19 protein-coding genes are annotated in these 19,909 nt (G+C 58.7%); 12 read left to right on the forward strand and 7 right to left on the reverse strand.

Annotated elements, in window-relative coordinates; translation table 11 throughout:
- Position 1: 1 nt before the first annotated feature.
- The 5 genes from ACQZ63_RS18800 to ACQZ63_RS18820 all read right to left on the reverse strand — a co-directional run bounded on the left by ACQZ63_RS18800 (position 2) and on the right by ACQZ63_RS18820 (position 4,903).
- On the reverse strand, positions 2 to 424 hold the full coding sequence (locus ACQZ63_RS18800; RefSeq protein ID WP_003515401.1) for a TadE/TadG family type IV pilus assembly protein: 423 nt from the start codon (positions 422 to 424) through the stop codon (positions 2 to 4).
- 146 nt (positions 425 to 570) lie between these two features.
- On the reverse strand, positions 571 to 1,416 hold the full coding sequence (gene radC / locus ACQZ63_RS18805; RefSeq protein WP_113157796.1) for a RadC family protein: 846 nt from the start codon (positions 1,414 to 1,416) through the stop codon (positions 571 to 573).
- Positions 1,417 to 1,428: 12 nt separating this feature from the next.
- Positions 1,429 to 2,262, reverse strand: a complete 834-nt coding sequence (map, locus tag ACQZ63_RS18810; RefSeq protein WP_025593534.1) for a type I methionyl aminopeptidase — start codon at positions 2,260 to 2,262, stop codon at positions 1,429 to 1,431.
- A gap of 31 nt (positions 2,263 to 2,293) precedes the next feature.
- Positions 2,294 to 3,013, reverse strand: a complete 720-nt coding sequence (sfsA, locus tag ACQZ63_RS18815) for a DNA/RNA nuclease SfsA (RefSeq protein ID WP_003515398.1) — start codon at positions 3,011 to 3,013, stop codon at positions 2,294 to 2,296.
- Positions 3,014 to 3,043: 30 nt separating this feature from the next.
- Complete coding sequence (locus ACQZ63_RS18820) at positions 3,044 to 4,903, reverse strand: PHA/PHB synthase family protein (RefSeq protein ID WP_111783025.1); 1,860 nt, start codon at positions 4,901 to 4,903, stop codon at positions 3,044 to 3,046.
- A 138-nt stretch (positions 4,904 to 5,041) separates the two neighbouring features.
- On the opposite strand from ACQZ63_RS18820, the gene ACQZ63_RS18825 reads away from it, so the two are divergent.
- On the forward strand, positions 5,042 to 5,464 hold the full coding sequence (locus tag ACQZ63_RS18825; protein ID WP_080863740.1) for a hypothetical protein: 423 nt from the start codon (positions 5,042 to 5,044) through the stop codon (positions 5,462 to 5,464).
- Positions 5,465 to 5,849: 385 nt separating this feature from the next.
- On the opposite strand, the gene fnrN is transcribed toward ACQZ63_RS18825, so the two are convergent.
- Positions 5,850 to 6,575, reverse strand: coding sequence for a transcriptional regulator FnrN (gene fnrN, locus ACQZ63_RS18830; RefSeq protein WP_003515395.1), 726 nt, complete (start codon positions 6,573 to 6,575; stop codon positions 5,850 to 5,852).
- Between the two features lie 212 nt (positions 6,576 to 6,787).
- Here fnrN and hemN point away from each other — a divergent pair, with 212 nt between their 5' ends.
- The 8 genes from hemN (at position 6,788) to ACQZ63_RS18870 (ending at position 14,900) form a co-directional block, all read left to right on the forward strand.
- A complete protein-coding gene (hemN, locus tag ACQZ63_RS18835; protein ID WP_113555789.1) occupies positions 6,788 to 8,137 on the forward strand; it encodes an oxygen-independent coproporphyrinogen III oxidase in 1,350 nt (449 codons plus the stop codon).
- 114 nt (positions 8,138 to 8,251) lie between these two features.
- The gene (locus ACQZ63_RS18840; protein ID WP_019566223.1) at positions 8,252 to 8,536 is read left to right on the forward strand and encodes an acyl carrier protein; all 285 of its coding nucleotides are present in this window, start codon (positions 8,252 to 8,254) and stop codon (positions 8,534 to 8,536) included.
- A gap of 89 nt (positions 8,537 to 8,625) precedes the next feature.
- The gene (locus ACQZ63_RS18845) at positions 8,626 to 9,105 is read left to right on the forward strand and encodes a 3-hydroxyacyl-ACP dehydratase FabZ family protein (protein WP_113555790.1); all 480 of its coding nucleotides are present in this window, start codon (positions 8,626 to 8,628) and stop codon (positions 9,103 to 9,105) included.
- 209 nt (positions 9,106 to 9,314) lie between these two features.
- Positions 9,315 to 10,511: a beta-ketoacyl-ACP synthase gene (locus ACQZ63_RS18850; RefSeq protein WP_003515391.1), complete on the forward strand. Its 1,197-nt coding sequence runs from the start codon at positions 9,315 to 9,317 to the stop codon at positions 10,509 to 10,511.
- A 12-nt stretch (positions 10,512 to 10,523) separates the two neighbouring features.
- Positions 10,524 to 11,807, forward strand: coding sequence for a beta-ketoacyl-ACP synthase (locus ACQZ63_RS18855; protein ID WP_003515389.1), 1,284 nt, complete (start codon positions 10,524 to 10,526; stop codon positions 11,805 to 11,807).
- A gap of 152 nt (positions 11,808 to 11,959) precedes the next feature.
- A complete protein-coding gene (locus tag ACQZ63_RS18860; protein WP_003515388.1) occupies positions 11,960 to 12,988 on the forward strand; it encodes a zinc-binding dehydrogenase in 1,029 nt (342 codons plus the stop codon).
- A 4-nt stretch (positions 12,989 to 12,992) separates the two neighbouring features.
- Entirely contained in the window at positions 12,993 to 13,922 is a 930-nt protein-coding gene (locus ACQZ63_RS18865) for a lipid A biosynthesis lauroyl acyltransferase (protein ID WP_019566226.1), read from the forward strand.
- Positions 13,923 to 14,201: 279 nt separating this feature from the next.
- The gene (locus ACQZ63_RS18870) at positions 14,202 to 14,900 is read left to right on the forward strand and encodes a hypothetical protein (RefSeq protein ID WP_013636202.1); all 699 of its coding nucleotides are present in this window, start codon (positions 14,202 to 14,204) and stop codon (positions 14,898 to 14,900) included.
- Positions 14,901 to 14,943: 43 nt separating this feature from the next.
- Here ACQZ63_RS18870 and ACQZ63_RS18875 read toward each other — a convergent pair whose 3' ends face one another.
- Positions 14,944 to 15,747: a TSUP family transporter gene (locus ACQZ63_RS18875; RefSeq protein ID WP_065661546.1), complete on the reverse strand. Its 804-nt coding sequence runs from the start codon at positions 15,745 to 15,747 to the stop codon at positions 14,944 to 14,946.
- A gap of 179 nt (positions 15,748 to 15,926) precedes the next feature.
- Here ACQZ63_RS18875 and ACQZ63_RS18880 point away from each other — a divergent pair, with 179 nt between their 5' ends.
- The 3 genes from ACQZ63_RS18880 (at position 15,927) to ACQZ63_RS18890 (ending at position 19,779) form a co-directional block, all read left to right on the forward strand.
- Positions 15,927 to 16,886 (forward strand): nucleoside hydrolase, encoded by a 960-nt coding sequence (locus ACQZ63_RS18880; protein WP_019566228.1) that lies wholly within the window; start codon positions 15,927 to 15,929, stop codon positions 16,884 to 16,886.
- Between the two features lie 300 nt (positions 16,887 to 17,186).
- Positions 17,187 to 18,407: an LL-diaminopimelate aminotransferase gene (locus tag ACQZ63_RS18885; RefSeq protein WP_003515379.1), complete on the forward strand. Its 1,221-nt coding sequence runs from the start codon at positions 17,187 to 17,189 to the stop codon at positions 18,405 to 18,407.
- Between the two features lie 61 nt (positions 18,408 to 18,468).
- On the forward strand, positions 18,469 to 19,779 hold the full coding sequence (locus ACQZ63_RS18890; protein ID WP_003515377.1) for a homoserine dehydrogenase: 1,311 nt from the start codon (positions 18,469 to 18,471) through the stop codon (positions 19,777 to 19,779).
- Positions 19,780 to 19,909 lie beyond the last annotated feature (130 nt).

Consider the following 19,909-nt stretch of genomic DNA (forward strand, 5'->3'; position numbering starts at 1 on the left):
GTCATGCTCCTCCGATCCGGATTGTGGAAAAACGCCGGATGACCGGCTCGGGCAGGGTGTAGCTGTAGAGGCTCCAGATCGGCAGATCACGGGCGTCATATTCCACCTTGACCGTGAACTGGTTGGCATTGGCGGGATCGGTGGCGACGTTGACCGTGAAACGCGTCTTGTCCATGAAGGCGTAGCTGAGGTCACTTTTGGTGACAAAGTCACGGGCCAGCTGCTGGCGCTCGGTCGTATTCAGTCCGGCAACAGCCGTTCTTGCCGCGTCGGCGGCGATCTGCTGCACCGAATAGGCGGCCATCAGGTAGATACCGTAGGCAATCATGGTCAGCAGGACGAGAAAGAAAATCGGCGCGACGATGGCGAACTCGACAGCGGACGAGCCGGATCGATCACGAAGGAAATGCACTCCATTACGCATAAAGCACCCCCGTTTCTTCAGGCACCAAAGTCAGATGCCTTTATTCTTATTTTCGGAAATGCTAATTTATAGGTGTTAATTTTGTATTGATGTCGCTCTTATGGGTTGCAGGCCGGGAAAAGCCTTCGCGTTGATACCCATGGATTTCAGATCAGCCGAAGCCCTTTGAAGCTGGCGTGGCCGTCTTTGCCGATGATGATGTGGTCGTGCACCGCTATCCCCAGCGGCTTTGCCGTATCGATGATGGTTTTGGTCATCTCGATATCGGCACGCGAGGGGGTAGGGTCTCCACTCGGATGATTATGTATTAGAATCAAAGCTGTAGAGGAAAGTTCGAGGGCGCGGCGCACCACTTCGCGCGGGTAAACCGGCGTGTGGTCCACGGTTCCCTGACCCTGCACCTCGTCGGCGATCAGGACGTTGCGCTTGTCGAGGAACAGGATGCGGAATTGTTCGCGGGTTTCATGGGCCATGGCGGCATGGCAATAGTCGATGACCGAAGACCAGGAGCCGAGAATCTGCTTGTTGCGGAGTTCGCCCTTCAGCATGCGCTGGGAAACGGAGGCGACGAGCTTCAGATCGAGCGCCACGGCCTCACCCACGCCCTTCACCTCCTGCAACAGCGGCAGCGGCGCGCCAAGCACCCCGCCAAGAGTACCAAAGCGGGCGATCAACGCCTTGGCGATGGGTTTGGTATCACGCCTCGGTATCAGCCGGAAAAGCAGAAGCTCCAGCAGTTCGTAATCGGCAAGGGCGGTATCGCCGCCGTCGCGATAACGCGCCCGCAGCCTGTCCCTATGGCCGTGATAGTGTGCGATCTCCGCTTCCGGCTCCGCAACGGCTGCGGGGTGTTCCGAGGCCTTCTTCACCGCACTTCGCGGTTCGGCAAAGAAGCCGCGCTCATCCGTTGCGTCGAACAGATCGCCGTTTCCCGCCTGAAAGCCGGAGGTCGATGGAAGATCGGCGGAAGGCGGGGCAGGGCGTTTTGCCATGGCGGTCTGGCCTTATGCGAGTGGCGGCAGGCCCGGACGGTCAAAGCCGCCCGGCGACAGTGTGAAGATTTCGCAACCGGTCGCGGTTACGCCGACCGCATGTTCGTATTGTGCGGAAAGGGAGCGGTCGCGCGTTACTGCCGTCCAGCCATCGGAAAGTACCTTCACATGCGGCTTGCCGAGGTTGATCATCGGCTCGATGGTGAAGATCATGCCCTCGCGAATCTCCGGGCCTTCGTCCGGGCGGCCGTAGTGCAGGATATTGGGGGTGTCGTGGAACAGGCGTCCAACGCCGTGGCCGCAGAAATCACGCACCACCGAGCAGCGTTCCGCCTCGGCATAGGCCTGAATAGCCGCGCCGATCGCGCCGGTGCGCGCACCCGGTTTCACTGCCGCGATGCCGAGCATCAGGCATTCATAGGTCACTTCCATCAGACGTTCAGCCGCGCGCTTGATCGTGCCAACCGGATACATGCGGCTCGAATCGCCGTGCCAGCCGTCCAGAATATAGGTCACGTCGATATTGACGATTTCGCCTTCACGCAGCGGCTTTGCGTCCGGAATGCCGTGGCAGACCACATGGTTGATAGAGGTGCAGACGGATTTCGTATAACCGCGGTAATTCAGTGTTGCCGGCAAAGCGCCATGGTCGGCGCCGAACTCGAAGACGAAACGGTCGATGGCATCAGTCGTCACACCCGGCTTGACGATTGCCGCCAGTTCGTCGAGGCAACGCGCCGTCAGCTGGCACGCCTTGCGCATCCCGTCGAAATCCTCAGGGGTATAAAGGCGGATGACGCCGGTATTCTTGAGGGGGGCGGAGGCTGCGTCGATATAGGTGACCATCATAGTGCTTTCTGTCTCTTTACGTCCCTGTTCATAAAACAGCCGGACGCCATTCGTCCATCTTAACCGTTCCCGTGACTGAAATTTGTGCCGGGGAAACGTCGCATTTCACCGCATAGGCCTCCACGCCGCGCGACATGGCTCGCTGAAACGCCAGCGCATAGACCGGATCCAGATCGTCGCAGATGCGCATCCGGTCGCAATCGTTGCGCTGAATGAGATAGAGCATCACCGCCCGGTGACCGGCCTCTGCTGCGTCGCCCAGCTCCTCCAGATGTTTGGCGCCGCGTTTGGTGGCGGTATCAGGGAATTCGGCCAGACCTTTTTCGCGCATGAAATGCACGTTTTTTACTTCCACGTAGGCATCCGGCCGCCCAATTTCGGAAAGCAGGAAATCGATGCGGGAATTGCGGCCGTATTTCTGCTCGCGCCGGATCGTCGAATAGCCGGCAAGCTGCGGGATGCGGCCATTGAGGATCGCTTCTTCCGCCAGCCGGTTCGGCATGCCGGTATTGATGCCGACCACGGTGCCATCGGCCTCGACCATTTCCAGCATATGCCGGTACTTGCGGGTTGGGCTGTCATGCTCGGACAGCCAGATACGCGAGCCGGGCGTGGTCAATCCGCGCATGGAGCCGGTATTGGGGCAGGAGCCTGTAATCGCCGTGCCGTCCTCCAGAACAGCGTCGAAGAGGAAACGCTTGTAGCGGGCGATCAGCGTGGCGGGAACGAGTGGGGGCGTGAAGAGCATGTGGCCTGAAAGATGAGAGGTGGGGGCTGGTCAGGACAGGACGTAGGTTCCGGGTGCATCACCGAGTACTGGTCGCTTGCCGTCTCCCGGCGCCCTTGCCTTTACCTTCTCGCCATTCTGGCTTTCGATCCAGTTTTGCCAGTGCACCCACCATGATCCCTTGTGGGCCGTGGCTGCGGCCTGCCAGGCATCGAAGTCTCCGGATGGTGATGCGCCTGTCCAATATTGGTATTTTTCGGATTGCGGCGGATTGACCACACCGGCTATGTGGCCGGAAGCGCCGAGCACGAATTCCACGGGGCCGCCGAACAGTGCCGCCCCCGTGAAGACCGATTTCGCTGGCGCGATATGGTCGTCGCGGGTGGCGAGATCATAGACGGGGATTTTTATGTCGCCGAGGTTGATCCGCTTGCCCGCCACGCGCATCAGCCCGCGGGCGAGATTGTTGTCGAGATAACAATTGCGCAGATAGAAGGAATGGCAGGCAGCGGTCACCCGGGTCGAATCTGAATTCCAGTAGAGGAGATCGAAGGGCAGGGGTTCCGTGCCGCGCAGATAATTATCGACCATATAGGGCCAGATGAGATCGGAGGCGCGCAGCATGTTGAAGACTGTGGCCATGATCGAGCCATCGAGATAACCGACGGCCTGCATGTGCCTGTCGAGCGCGGCGAGCTGGCCTTCGTCGATGAAGACCTTGAGGTCGCCCGCATGGATGAAATCCGTCTGGGCGGCGAGAAGCGTGGCGCTGCGAATGCGCTCATTGCCTTCCTGCGCATGCAATGCCAGGGCCGAAGACAAAAGCGTGCCGCCGACGCAATAGCCGATGGCGTTGATCTCTTTTTCGTCGGTTTGCTCCTCGATCGTGTCGAGGGCAAAATCGATACCTTCGCGGATATAGTCCTCCCAGCCCTTGTCGGCCAGCCTAGCGTCCGGGTTGATCCACGAGACCATGAACACGCTGTGACCCTGATCGAGACACCATTTAACGAAGGATTTCTGTGGGTTGAGATCGAGGATATAAAATTTGTTGATCCATGGCGGCACGATGAGCAGCGGCCGTTTGAGGGCCTTTTTCGTCGTCGGCGCGTAATGGATGATCTCGCAGAGCGGGCTTTTGGCAACCACCTTGCCTGGTGTGATGGCGATGTTCTGGCCGATGACGAATTTGCTGTAATCGGTCTGGCGCAGTTTCAGATGGCCGTGGCCGGCCGCGACATCTTCGGCAAGCTGTGCCATGCCCTTGACGAGATTGGCGCCGCTGGACGCGACCGTCTCGCGGAAGACCTGCGGATTGGTGAAGACGAAGTTGGCCGGCGAGAGGGCTTCCGTCACCTGGCGCATGTAAAACAACGCCTTGGTGCGGGTGTGCTCGTCCAGCCCTTCGGCTTCCATAACCATCCGGTCGGCAAAACCGACGGTGGTCTGATAGGCTTTGAGGAGAAAATCGAAAAACGGATTGGCCTGCCAGTCCGCGTCGGCAAAACGCCTGTTCTTTCGCTCTGCCGGGCCGGTCTGTGCGGCCTTTTCCGAGCGGGAATCGGCATCTTCCGAAAACTGCGCCACGGATTTTGTCCACAGATCGTAATAGCTGGAAAGCAGATGGGTCTGCGCTTCGAGCGAGCGCTTCGGTTCAGCCATCCAATATTCGGCGACGTCGGACAGCGTCTTGACGAGGTCGGTCATCGGATCGGCGCTGGTCTGCGGAATTTCACCGCGTTCGCGGGGTGCCAGCCATTCGGACGCGGCTTTGCCGAGGTTTTCCAGCGCGCGGGCGATGTTGACCGCAAAGGCTTCCGGGTCGCGGATCAGGTAAGCTCCGGCGGATGTGGCGTCGAAACCGGGCGTTTTGCCACCCTTTTTCTCTGCCCCGCCGTCAACACCTGCCATGCGCTGTCCTCCACCAAATTTGTATTTGCACATTCTGCATGAAAACGAATACAAGTTCCACCAGCAAGGGGAGGCCACGAAGAGCCGAACCGCAGTCGAATTCGATATCGGCGATATCCTTACAGGCGGAACATGACGATGGGCAAGCACATGGGTACATGGGGAAGATTTGCGGAAAACGCTGGAAGGATCGCCCTTCTTTCGCTTTCCGGCGCCATGCTCGTTACAGTACTTGCCGCCTGCAAGACCCCGGCACCGATCGTCGCACCGGCCCATATGCCCCACCCGCAAGCCCAAATCGTCGGCCCGCGCCCCGTCAGCGACAATGTGGTGAGCCAGAGACGCGATACCGGCACATATCCAAGCTTTTCAGCGCCGATTACGGCTGCCGGCAGCCAGATGGGGGATGACGAGGCGTCCAAAATGGAATCGAACCTGTCGCGCCTCGGTGCTGCACGCCGCAACGGCCAGATTTCGGAAGCTGAATACAAACGCCGAGTCGCGGAATTGCGGGCGCTTGGCGAAAACCAGAAGCCGGTTGCGACGCCTGCTACGCAGTAAGGTTCTTCCGTTCGTCGTTCTGGGGCCTTTACCGAGAATCGACAACCTGTGGATCTCGGGATTCGCTCGGCACAAGGCCGAGGATAACGGCAATCCTTGTGCTTCATTCTGTTACCAAGCCGTTCTCATAACCCCTTATTTACCCTGCATTTGAACCATCTGCTTACTGAAGATGTTAAGCGGATGGATGCGCTTTGCCGCTTATGATGCGGTCATAACAAACAGGCCGCTGAAAAAGCGGTAGACAGGGTGAAATATCATGAGATGCATCGCTGCTTTGCTGGTTCTTGCCGGTTTTGCGCTCGCACCCGCGCAGGCGCGGGCGCCGTACATCAACATCGGAACGTCAGCGCCTCATGGACGATGAAAAGTTGAAAAACGCCGGTCAGTCGTTTCCGGCGGCTTCGCTGAGCATATCGAGGTCCGGCACTGTGATATGACGGTTGTTCTCGATGCTGATCGTGCCTTCCTTGCGCAGCTTAGTCATTTGCCGGCTAACTGTTTCGATTGTGAGACCAAGGAAGTCAGCTATGTCTGCGCGCGATAGCGGCAGGTCGAACGTTGATTTATCGTCCTTTTCCGGATCGATATGCGTGGCGATCATATAAAGGAAGCTGGCAACCTTTTCCTGCGCCGATTTTCGGCCAAGTGTCAGCATCCAGTCGCGCGCCTCATCCAGTTCCTTCAGAGACTGGCTGTGAAGCTTACGTTCCATATCCGGCACTTCGGAAACCATGCGGTCGACGATGCGGCGCGGGAACAGGCAGATTTCCACATCGGTTGCGGCTTCCGCCGTCATCTTGCTTTCCGCCATGAACGGGCGGCCGAGAAAATCCGGTGCAAATTGCAGGCCGACGATCTGCTGGCGGCCATCCGACATCATCTTCGAGAGCTTCACCACGCCGTTGAGAATGTTGCCGTAGGAGCTGACGAGCTCCCCCTGGGCAAGCAGCTCGTTGCCCGCTTCCAGCTTCTTACGGCTGGAATGACGGTTGAGGTCGCAGAGCTGCTGCGGCGTCAACGTGCTGCAAAGACCACCGTGACGCGCCTCGCAGGAGCGGCATACGACGGGATATTCCGAATTGTGGATGGTCTTCTGTAGCGTGTCCATCAGCCTTTTCCGATGCTGGCTTTAAGGGACGAATGCGACCGCAGGTGTAAAATCCGGTCTTTTCGAAGGCTTGCGCCGCGTAGTCGTCGCCCCCGCGTCTACTTTAGCAAGAACTTAAGGTGCAATTTGATTGAAGTCAAAGTTGCAAACTGTCGCAGCCGTTACTGAAGGGGAGGAAATTGACATTTTCTTGATAAAAGGCAAATCCGGGGATGAATACCGAACTTCTTCGCAAATATTCGGGCGCCGTGCCGCGTTACACGAGCTATCCCACCGCGCCGCACTTTCACGAGGGAATCGATAATGGCACCTATCGCCGCTGGCTCGGCGAGCTTGGCCACCGGAACCGGATATCGCTTTATCTGCATATTCCCTATTGCGACCGGCTGTGCTGGTTCTGTGCCTGCCACACCAAGCACACGCTGAAATATGAGCCGATTGCCGTTTATCTTGAGGCACTTAAGCGGGAGATAGCAGCCGTCGGCTCGCTTGTTTCCCCCGATGCAGTGGTCAGCGCGGTGCATTTTGGCGGCGGTTCTCCCACTATGCTGAGGCCTGAAGACATGGTGGGCTTGATGGACTGCCTAAGACGCCATTTCACCTTTGGTCTGGCGCCCGAAATCAGCGTGGAAATGGACCCGAACGATCTTGACGAAAGTCGCTATGACGCGCTTGCCGTCATCGGCATGACGCGCGCGAGCCTCGGTGTGCAGGACTTTGATGACAAAGTGCAAAAAACCATCAACCGGATTCAGACCTTCGAGCAGACGGAATCGGTGGTAGATGCCGTGCGGGCAAGGGGCGTTCACTCGGTCAATTGCGACATTCTCTATGGCCTGCCGTTCCAGACCTGCGAGACATTGCAACAGACGGTTGACCAGATCATCTCACTCGACCCCGACCGGATCGCGCTGTTCGGTTATGCGCATGTTCCGTGGATGAAAAAACACCAATCGCTGATCCCTGAGCAGGCATTGCCAGATATTGCCGAGCGCTACCGCCAGATGACGATGGCGGCGGAGATGCTCAGCAAGGCGGGTTACAGGGCAATCGGGATCGATCACTTCGCCAAGCCCGCCGACACTCTGAGCCGGGCGGTCGAGACGGGGGAGCTGCGGCGGAATTTTCAGGGCTACACCACTGACACGGCCGATGCCCTGATCGGGCTTGGTGCATCCGCGATCGGCCGGCTGCCCCAGGGCTACGTGCAGAACATGGTGGCGACGGGGGAATATCAGCGGATGGTGGGCGAGGGTGGTTTCGCGGTTCTAAAGGGAATAGAATTGTCCGAGGAGGATCACCTGCGCTCCTATGTCATCGAGCGGCTGATGTGCGATTTTTTGCTCGATCTGGGCGATTTGAAGCGGCGTTTCGGCAAGGCCAGCCATTCCGTCAGCATGGAGGCGCAGCTTTTCGCTGGCGGCGACAGGGACGGTGTGGTGCGGATGGATGGCGATGTTTTTGCCGTGACGGAGGCGGGAAAACCCTTTGTCCGTCATATCGCGGCAACCTTCGACGCCTATCTCGGCAGCGGACGCGGCCGTCATTCGGTTGCTGTTTAGGCAACAGTTTTAAGGCAAATTTCAAAGTTACGTCACGAAACCATTGGCTTTTTTGTGCGACTTGCCTATGTGGTGCGTCAGACAGGATATTTAATACGAACGACAATAAGGATTATGGGCGTGACAGCTACATTCGACAAGGTTGCCGACATTATCGCCGAAACCAGCGAAATCGACCGCGAAACCATTACGCCGGAAAGCCACACGATCGACGATCTGGGCATCGACAGCCTCGACTTTCTGGATATCGTTTTCGCCATCGACAAGGAATTCGGTATCAAGATTCCGCTCGAGCAGTGGACGCAGGAAGTCAACGAAGGCAAGGTTACCACCGAAGAATATTTCGTGCTGAAGAACCTCTGTGCCAAGATCGACGAATTGCGCGCAGCCAAGGGCTGAGGCGATAATGCCCGCTTCGAGCGGGCATTTCTTTTTCTGGACCTGACCTTCAGGGACGGGTCGTAACCGACCAGAAACGGGCCGGACGGATGCTGCTTGAATATTTTCAGATGATCGACAAGGTCGAAGCCGTGGATATGGCGACGCGCACATTGAAGGCGCGGTCTGTCGTTCCCGACAAAAGCCCGGTTTTCGAGGGACATTTCCCCGGCATGCCGCTGGTTCCGGGCGTGCTTCTGATCGAGACCATGGCGCAGGCTTCCGGCATGATGGTTCTGGCGTTCAGCGATTTTTCCGCCATGCCCTTCCTGATGTCGGTTGACGGCGCCAAGATGCGCACCTTCGTGGAGCCCGGCGCGGTTCTCGATATCGAGGCGGTGCTGGAACATGACGGTTCGGGTTTTGCAGTCACCAAAGCGAAGATCACTTGCGAAGGCAAGAAGGTCTGCGATGCGCAGCTGAAGCTCAGGACAATGCCTTTCAGCGAAATTCCGCTCGCGCCTATCGTCAGGAAGCGGGCCGAGGAAGTCGGCCTGATGGCGGCGATTGCCGTGGATGCGCAAAAATAAGCGCTTCCGCTGATGCCGGGAGACGGCATTTTTCCCCTAGACCCGGTTTTGATTCACGAAAATCGTGGGCTTGTGCTGGCGGATCGGGCCTTCACCATTGCCAATCCGCATCGCGCGCTTTATTCCGCAACGCATGGAGTGGTCGTTTGCGACCGCTGTTGGATAGCCGTGACCGCTTCAATGGGTCAGGCTGCAAAGGATGACAGACGATGAAATCTGACAATGATGTGGTGATAACCGGGGTCGGCATCGTGACCTGTCACGGCGTCGGCAGCCAGGCGCATCTTGCGCTTCTTTCGGGAACTGCGGCGCCGGCAACGGTGATCGAGACCGAAAAGTTCAAACCCTATCCGGTTCATCCCATGCCGGAGATCGACTGGTCCACGCAGATTGCCAAGCGCGGCGACCAGCGCCAGATGGAAAACTGGCAGCGTCTCGGCGTTTTTGCCGCCGGCCTCGCGCTTGATGATGCAGGGCTGAAGGAAAACCCGGAAGCCTGCGCTACCATGGACATGATCGTGGCTGCCGGCGGTGGCGAGCGCGACATCAATGTCGATACGCTGATTGTCGATGAGGCGCTGAAACGCAACGACCGCGAAGTGCTGCTCAACGAGAAGCTGACGACGGAATTGCGTCCGACCCTGTTTCTCGCCCAGCTTTCCAATCTGATGGCCGGTAACATTTCCATCGTGCATAAGGTCACCGGTTCGTCCCGCACCTTCATGGGCGAGGAAGCAGCCGGCATTTCCGCCGTCGAGACTGCGTTTCACCGTATCCGTTCCGGCGAATCCAGCCACGCCCTGGTGGGCGGCGCCTTCTCGGCTGAGCGCCCGGACATGATCCTGCTGTTTGAAGCGATCGGCGCGCATGCGCAGGGCGATTGGCAGCCGCTGTGGTCGCGTGGCGGCCAGGACGGCGGCGGCATGATTTCCGGTTCGCTGGGAGCCTTCCTGGTGCTGGAATCGCGCAAGCACGCCAGTGAACGCGGCGCACGCATCTATGCCCGCATCGACGCCATCGAGGGCGATCGTGGTAGCCGTGATGACGGCAAGATGGAAAAGCGCATGGAACGGCTGCTTGCCCCTGCAAAGGACAGTGCTGCGACCGTCGTGTTTTCCGGTGCGAGCGGTTACGACGCCGTGACGCAGCGTGAAAAGAATATTCTCGAAAAAGCTTTGCCGCAGGCCGTCATTCGCGGTTTCGGCGGTATCACCGGCCATGGACTTGAAGCACAGTTCCCGCTTGGGCTGGCGCTTGCTGCCCTGACGCTTGAAAGCGGCGCGAAGGTTCCTACTTTCGATGGCGCCGCGGAAAAGCCCATGGGCGAGGCGGCCAGCGAAGCGGTCGTCACCACCGTCGGCCATGTTCGCGGCGAAGGTGTCGCCGTTCTGTCCCGTGACGTGTGAGGAGAAAAGACCATGACTTCCAACTTCAAGGATCATCTCGGTCGCCCGATCGTTGCAGTCACCGGTATGGGCATCATCACATCGCTCGGGCAGGGTCTTGCCGATAACTGGGCGGCTCTGACTGCGGGCAAGTCGGGCATCCACAAGATTACCCGCTTCCCGACGGAGGGGCTTTCCACAAGGATCAGCGGCACCGTCGATTTCATCGACATCCCGGTTCCGAATTCCGTCGAGCGCTCTTATGCCTTTGCACGCGAGACAACCATTGAGGCTTTGGCGCAGGCCGGCATATCGGGCGATTTCGATGGCCCGCTGTTTCTGGCTGCACCACCGATCGAGCCGGAATGGAGCGCGCGTTTCGAGCTTGCCGACCGGTCTCCTCCGGCCGCCCAGCCGGGTGATGCCTATGAACGGTTCCTGACGGCTTTCCGTCAACGTCCGGACCCGGCGTTTCAGGAAGCGGCTCTTTTCGGCGCGATTTCGGAGCGTCTCTCGGACCGCTTTGGTACACGCGGCCTGCCGGTCACGCTCTCGACGGCCTGTGCATCCGGCGCGACCGCAATCCAGCTTGGTGTCGAGGCTATCCGCCAGGGCCGCACCGAGCGCGCGCTGACGGTTGCGACAGACGGTTCGGTCAGCGCCGAAGCGCTGATCCGGTTTTCGCTTCTCTCGGCGCTGTCGACCCAGAATGAGCCGCCGGAAAAGGCATCCAAGCCGTTCAGCAAGGACCGCGACGGTTTCGTGATCGCCGAAGGTGCGGCAACGCTGGTGCTGGAATCGCTGGAATCGGCAATTGCGCGCGGCGCGAAGGTTCTCGGCATCATCAAGGGCGCCGGTGAAAAGGCGGATAGCTTCCACCGCACGCGTTCCTCGCCAGATGGCGGCCCGGCGATCGCGACGATCCGCGCCGCACTTGCTGATGCGGGTGTTGCTGAAAGCGATATCGGCTACATCAATGCCCACGGCACCTCGACGCCGGAAAACGACAAGATGGAATATGGCTCGATGCTTGCCGTCTTCGGCGAAGGCCTGAAAGACATTCCGCTGTCATCTAACAAGTCGATGATCGGCCATACGCTGACGGCGGCCGGCGCGGTTGAGGCGGTGTTCTCGTTACAGACCATGCTGACCGGCACCCTGCCGCCGACGATCAACTACAACAACCCCGATCCGACCATTTCGCTCGATGTGGTGCCGAATGTGAAGCGGGACGCGACGGTCAATGCCGTGCTTTCCAACTCCTTCGGGTTCGGCGGGCAGAATGCCAGCCTTGTCATGACGCGTGAACCGGCTTAACCGGTTCCGCCAGAAGACAGGGGCGTTTCCGGCCTGAACGAAGCCCGGGAACGCTCTCGTTGGTGTGACTACACATTCCGACCGCAAAACCGTTACAGAGTTTTGCTGGAATTACTCTTGAGATAGACGCCTCCGGGCGAAGGACTAAAAACATGCGCGCTCTTCAACTCGTGGACGACCGGAAGCTCGAAAAAGTGGACCTGCCTGAACCCGATGCACCAGGTCCGGGCGAGGTGACGCTGCGCGTCAAGGCCGTGGCGCTGAACCACATCGACGTCTGGGGCTGGCGCGGCATGGCTTTTGCCAAGCGCAAGATGCCGCTGACCATCGGTGCTGAGGCTTCCGGCGTGGTGGAGGCCATTGGCCCGGGCGTTTCGAATGTGCTGCCTGGCCAGCTCGTTGCGATCTACGGCGCGCGCACCTGCGGGATCTGCAAGCCGTGCCGTGAAGGCCGTGACAATCTTTGCGAACATGTTCAGGGCGTGCACGGTTTCCATCTCGACGGCTTTGCGCAGGAAAAGATCAATATTCCGGCCCGCCAGCTCGTTCCGGCTCCGCATGGCGTCGATGCCATCGGCGCGGCTCTGGCGCCTGTGACCTTCGGCACGGTCGAACACATGCTGTTTGACAATGCCAAGCTGGAATCGGGCGAAACGATCCTCGTGCATGCCGGCGGTTCCGGCATCGGCACGGCGGCGATCCAGCTTGCAAAGAAGATGGGCTGCACCGTCATCACCACGGTCGGCTCCGACGACAAGATCGAACGGGCGAAGGCTCTGGGTGCCGATCACGTCATCAACTACCGGACCGACCGTTTCGAAGGCGTCGTGCGCAAGCTGACGAAAAAGAAGGGTGTAGACGTGGTGTTCGAGCATGTCGGCAAAGACACCTGGGCGGGATCAATGTTCTCGCTGAAGCGTGGCGGCCGTCTCGTCACCTGCGGCTCCACGTCAGGCGTATCGACCGATATCAACCTGATGATGCTGTTCCAGCAGCAGCTGAAGCTGCTCGGCTCCTTCGGTTGCCGCATGGAAAACATGGCCAACGCCATGCAGAAGATGGCGCGCGGCATCGTTCATCCTGTTATCGACACAGAAGTCACCTTCGAGGATATCGACCGGGCGCTGGAGCGCATGGAAACGCGCCAGGTATTCGGCAAAATCGTTCTGCGGATGGATTGACGCCTTGAAACTGTTCATTACGCGGATCGTCCTGAAGCTGGACCATTTCCGGCAATGGCTGATTGCGACGTTTGCCTTCGGCCTTCTCAATCTGCTGAAGATATTTCCAGCTGACGCGGGAATTCGCGCTGCCGACAGGCTGGCGCGTTTCGTGGGGCCGAAAACCGGCCGCCACAAGCTGATGCTCTACAATCTGGCGCGCGCCTTTCCGGAGAAATCCGAAGAGGAGCGGCTTACCATCGCAATGGACAGCTGGGGCAGCATGGGGCGGCTTGCGGCGGAATATGTCTTTCTCGACAGGCTGTTCGATTTCGATCCGGAAAATAGCGAGCCGGGCCGTATCCGGGTCGAGGGTATTTCGACCTTTATCGAGCTTCGCGATAACCCGCGGCCCTTCATCGTATTTACTGCCCATAGCGGCAATTTCGAATTGTTGCCGGTGGCCAGTTCTGCCTTCGGTCTGGATGTGACGGTGCTGTTCCGGCCGCCGAATAATCCTTTCGTGGCCGACAAGGTGTTCAAGTTCCGCAAGGAACGCATGGGCAATCTCGTGCCGTCGCATGCCGGCTCTTCCTTCGCGCTTGCGCGGCAGCTGGAAAGGGGCGGCGGTGTCGGCGTGCTCGTCGACCAGAAGTTCGGCAAAGGCTTGACGACGAAGTTCTTCGGCCATGAGGTGCGCACCAACCCGCTTCTTGCCAAGCTGGTGCGGCAGTTCAATTGCGATGTCTATCCCGCCCGCTGCGTGCGTCTGCCTGATAACCGCTACCGGCTGGAAATAGAGCCGAGGGTTGAAATTCCGCGCGATGAAAAAGGAAATGTCGATATTCAGGCGACGGCGCAGCTTTTGAATGACAAGGTGGAAAGCTGGGTCCGCGAATATCCAGAACAATGGCTGTGGTATCACGACCGTTGGGACGTTAAACACCAGATCTGATTATTTGCAGCGCGGCCGAATTTCTAGTGATTTTTTACAGAATTCGGCCGTAAAATTGCGTTTTTAAGTATTTTTACTTATTAGTGGAACCTTATTTTTCGTTCATGGATTATCGAAATTGAAAAAATAGCAGTAGCTATGATATTTTAGAGATTAATCCCTGCGGCGGTCCTGCGTGTCGTTACGTCATTTTTTAATGCACAGACGCTACAATGAGGGGATAAGTGTCTATCCATTCGGATTGGGAGCGGGCTGTCTGCCCGTTCAGGGAGAGTTGGGTTGAAAGATTTGATTGAGCTGTTCTGGCTGCGTTATACGGAACTGCAATCAGCGGTTGGTAAGAACGAGGCCGACAAGATCGCAGTGCTGGAGCGTGAACTGGAGCTGCTGCTTGATCGGGTCATCGGGCGTAAGACCGGCAGTTCCGAGGACATTCGTGAGCAATTCCGTTTCGCCATCGACCTCCTCAATCACGAGGCGGAAGACCTCGGCTGCGTGCAGCGCAATTCCGATCTTTTGAGAACGCTGGTCGACCGCTATGTCGGCATGCCGCTCAAGGCAAAGGTGATCGGCGACGAGGACGAGGACATCCTGGAGTGGCACCACCGCCATCTCATTCTCGATGAGGATATGCTGAACGACCTCGACGAGCCCGTGGTCGTCGTCTCTCCCGGTTATCGGGTATCATTCTCCAATGGGATCGATGCTTTTCCGCGCAATACGCCGGAAGGGCCTTTGGGATGTCATATCGCCGAGCTTGTCGGAGTGCACCGTTTTCAGAACGATCTGCGGGAGAGGCTCGACAATTGCTTCAAGGGCGGTACGTCGAAATACACCTATGCCGAAGATCACGACGGCCATACGATCGTAAAATCGCTTGAAATGTCGCCCTGCTATTCCTCCAACTACAAGCTGGTTGGCGCAATGGTGGTCATCCGCGAAATCGCCGATCGTAGGCGCCGTCGCGCCACGGCATAAATTCACGGTCCGAACGCAAGCGTCGAGCCGTGTCCTTTTCCTGTCATTTCGGGAAGATGGTTTCCCAGATCGTGGCGATTGACCATGCGGATGATGCATCCGCAAGAAGCTTCGTCGCCATTGCCAGACAGGAAAGAACCAAAAGCGGGCGGATGATCTTCGCGCCGTTTTTCATCGCGAAACGCGATCCGATCTGCGCGCCGACGAACTGGCCGATGCCCATGGCGATGCCAAGCTTCCAGAGAACCGCGCCTCCAGCCGCAAAAACAACAAAGCCGCCGAAATTCGAACCCAGGTTCAGAAGCTTGGTATGGGCGGTTGCCTTCAGCATGCCGAAGCCGGCAAGCCCCACGAAGGCAAGCATGTAGAAGGAACCCGCGCCGGGGCCGAAAACGCCATCATAGAAACCCACGAGCGGTGCGGCGGTGAGGCCGAACACGAAAGGCGTGATGCGGCGATGGCTGTCGATATCGCTGAGCTGCGGCTTGAAGGCGAAATACAGAGCAATCGCGATCAGCAGAAAGGGCATGATGGTGCGCAGGAGGTCTGACGGCACGAAGGCGGCGGTGAAAGCACCGAGTCCGCCGCCGACCATCGCCATGATCGCCATCGGCAATTGTTCCCTCAGATTGACATGGCCGCGGCGGGCATAGGCAATGGTGGCCGACGCCGAGCCGAACTGCGATTGCAGCTTGTTGGTGCCGAGCGTATCGAGCGGTGGAATTCCCATGATCAGCATGGCCGGGATAGTGATGAGACCGCCGCCGCCGGCGATGGAATCGATAAATCCGGCAAAAATGGCGACGCAGAAAAGAACGAGGAAAACGTTGAGGGCGATGTCTTGCACTTGGCATGTCCAGGCGGGCTTAAGGGAGAGGGCCTCTTCTTTCACCGAAAAGATCGCCACGCAATATTTTTCTCTCCGATCCGGGACGGGCAGGGGGATTGCGGTGTTGCCGCTTATGGTTATGTTTCCGTGGCGCACCGCCAGACGCGGCGATGACGAGACATCAGGATGAGGGCATTATGCATAAAGTGATATTCGATACGGACCCCGGTGTAGATGATGCCATGGCGCTTCTTTTCCTGCACCGTCACCCCGATATCGATCTGATCGGCGTCACCACCGTCTTCGGCAACGCGCCCATCGACATCACCACCCGCAATGCGCTCTTCCTGAAACGGGAATGGCAGATGACGGCGCCGGTAGCGAAAGGTGCGGGCGTGACCTTCGATCCGGCCCGCAAGGAAGGCCACTGGCCGACTTTCATCCATGGCGAAAACGGTCTCGGCGATATCGATATTCCAGAGACCATCGATCTGCCGCTCGATCCGCGTCCCGCGCATCGCTTTATTATCGAGACGGTCAAGGCCAATCCCGGCGAGGTGACGCTGATCGCTGTTGGTCGCATGACCAATCTGGCCTTGGCGCTGCGCGAAGAGCCGGATTTTGCGGCATTGGTGAAGCAGGTGATCGTCATGGGCGGCGCCTTCGATATCAACGGCAATGTGTCCCCGGCGGCCGAGGCCAATATTCACGGTGATCCGGAAGCGGCCGATCTCGTCTTCACCGCGCCCTGGCGCGTGGTCGTCGTCGGCCTGGACGTGACGACGAAAACGGTGATGACCAGCGCCTTCATGGCCGAGATGGCAGAGGCGGGCGGCAAGCCGGTGCAGCTGCTTTCCGATCTGTCGCAATTCTACATCGATTTCTACAAGACCCGCACCGGCGATGGCATGGTGGTGCATGACAGCTGCGCCTGCGTTTACCTTGTTGCGCCCGAACTGTTCGAGACCCGCAGCGGCCCTATACGCGTCGTCTGCGGCGGGCTTGCCGATGGCCAGACCATTCAGAAGCCGGATGGCCGCGCCTTTCCGCCGGGCGACTGGGACGGGCATCCGAGCCAGCTCATCTGCACCGATATCAAGCCGGAGCGGGTGCTTTCCGTCATCCGCGCGGCAATTGTGAAGGGCGAGCGTGACTGAACGGCCGGAATGGCCGTTCTTGACCATGGTCTGCCTTGCAATTTCCAAGAATCTGGCGTTATGCAGGTTTCCTGATTACATTGCGCAATTCGACATGCCTGTGGTCTGAAAAGGCCGCGCCGGAGCCACAAGGCGGATGATCGCGATGCCGCGTGGACCGAGAAAACCGCTGTAGGTTTTCTTGTGCTTTGCGGTACAATGAATAGCGCCCGCCGGATCGGTTCGTGTCGGCGGCGTTTAACAACAAGAACGAACTTCGTTATGGGCCGGCAGAACCAGTCCATTTCCATGAGGAAAGTGATGGAAGAGTTTCATAAGGTCCGGCGTCTGCCGCAATACGTCTTCGAACAGGTCAACCGTTTGAAAGCGAGCGCGCGAGCGGCCGGGGCCGATATCATCGATCTCGGCATGGGCAATCCCGACCTTCCGACCCCCAAGGCGATCGTCGACAAGCTGTGCGAAGTCGTTCAGGACCCTCGCACCCATCGCTATTCCTCGTCCAAGGGCATTCCCGGCCTTCGCCGCGCGCAGGCTGGTTATTATGCCCGCCGGTTCGGCGTGAAGCTGAACCCCGATACGCAGGTCGTCGCGACCCTTGGTTCCAAGGAAGGTTTCGCCAATATGGCGCAGGCCATCACCGCGCCTGGTGACGTGATCCTGTGTCCGAACCCCACCTATCCGATCCACGCTTTCGGCTTCCTGATGGCGGGCGGCGTTATCCGTTCCATGAATGTGGAGCCGGACGAGAGCTTCTTCGGGCCTCTGGAGCGGGCGGTGCGCCACTCCATTCCGAAGCCGCTGGCGCTGATCGTCAACTATCCGTCGAACCCGACGGCGCACGTTGCCTCGCTCGATTTCTACAAGGACGTGATCGCATTTGCGAAGAAGCACGAAATCATCGTGCTTTCCGACCTTGCCTATTCGGAAATCTATTTCGACGACAACAATCCGCCGCCTTCGGTTCTCGAAGTTCCCGGTGCAATCGACGTTGCGGTGGAATTCACCTCCATGTCGAAGACCTTCTCCATGCCCGGCTGGCGCATGGGCTTTGCCGTTGGCAACGAGCGGCTGATCGCGGCGCTGACCCGCGTGAAGTCCTATCTCGACTACGGTGCCTTCACGCCGATCCAGGTTGCGGCGACGCACGCGCTGAACGGCGACGGCTCCGACATCGCGGAAGTACGCAGCGTTTATCGCCGCCGTCGCGACGTCATGGTCGATACGTTCGGCAAGGCGGGCTTCGAAGTTCCACCGCCGGCGGCAACGATGTTCGCCTGGGCGAAGATCCCGGAAAAGTTCCGCCATCTCGGCAGCCTGGAGTTTTCCAAGCTTCTGGTTGAGAAGGCAGACATTGCCGTTGCTCCCGGCATCGGCTTCGGCGAAATGGGCGATGATTACGTCCGCCTCGCGCTCGTTGAAAACGAGCATCGAATTCGTCAGGCAGCGCGCAATCTGAAGCGTTTCCTGTCGAGTGCTGACGAAACGATGCACAATGTCGTTTCGCTCAATGCCCACAGATAAGGGCAACCGAAGGCGGCCGGGCCCCGGCCGTCACCATCACCAGCAAATCAGGAACATACCCATGGCAGATTCATTGAGAATCGGCATAGCGGGGCTCGGCACTGTCGGCGCTTCGCTCGTGCGCATCCTCCAGCAGAGAAGCAACGAACTTGCGATTACCTGCGGACGCGCGATTGAGATTATTGCAGTGAGCGCGCGCGACCGTTCGCGTGACCGCGGCATCGATCTCAAGGGTATTACCTGGTTCGATACGCCGGAGCAGCTTGCAAACGAAGCCGATATCGACGTGTTGGTGGAACTGGTCGGCGGTGCTTCCGGCCAGGCGGAAAAAGCTGTGCGCGCAGCACTTTCGCGCGGTCTCCATGTGGTGACAGCTAACAAGGCGCTGCTTGCCAAGCACGGCGTCGAGCTGGCGACGATTGCCGAAGACAAGGGTGCGCTTCTCAATTTCGAAGCGGCTGTGGCCGGCGGTATTCCCGTCATCAAGGCGCTGCGTGAATCTCTCACCGGCAACAACGTGTCGCGCATCTACGGTATCATGAACGGCACCTGCAACTACATCCTGACCAAGATGGAGAAGGAAGGGCTGTCGTTCGAGGTCTGTTTGAAAGAAGCGCAGCGGCTGGGTTATGCCGAAGCCGATCCGGCCTTCGATATCGAGGGTAACGACACCGCCCACAAGCTCGCCATTCTGACGACGCTTGCCTTCGGCAACAAGATTTCGGCCGACGACATCTATCTCGAAGGCATCACCAACATCTCCAGCGAGGACATTCAGGCGGCCGCCGAGCTCGGTTATCGCATCAAGCTTCTCGGCGTGGCGCAGGTGACCGAATCCGGTATCGAGCAGCGGGTGCATCCGACCATGGTGCCGCTCGATTCCGTTATCGCGCAGGTTGATGGCGTTACCAATGCGGTGGCGATCGAGTCCGATATTCTTGGCGAACTTCTGATGGTTGGCCCAGGGGCGGGCGGCAATGCCACGGCCTCTGCCGTGCTCGGTGACATCGCCGATATCGCCAAGAGCCGTCCCGGTGCCCAGCAGGTTCCGGTGCTCGGCCGTCCGGCGAAGTCGCTGACCGATTATCGTCGCGCCAAGATGAAGAGCCATGAAGGCGGCTATTTCATCCGGCTGACGGTGAAGGACCAGGCGGGCGTCTTCGCCTCCATCGCTACCCGCATGGCGGATAACAACATCTCGCTGGAATCCATTGTGCAGCGCCAGCGCGTGCATGTGGAAGGCGCGCCGCAGACGATTATCCTCGTGACCCACGCGACGATGGAAGATGCGATCCGCAAGGCCGTCAAGGCGATCAAGAACGAGAAATATCTGGTCAGCGAACCGCAGGTCATCCGCATCGAGCGGACCTGAGACGCTTTACGATTTTTCTGAATTTGAGGGCCGCGCCACCACATGGAGGCGCGGTCTTTTTTCTCCCGAAACCCGTTTTGGCGACCACCGGATAAGCCGCCATAAAATTTGAGGGGATCGCCTCAGAACC

It is taken from the genome of Agrobacterium sp. CG160-95, from assembly GCF_053521725.1.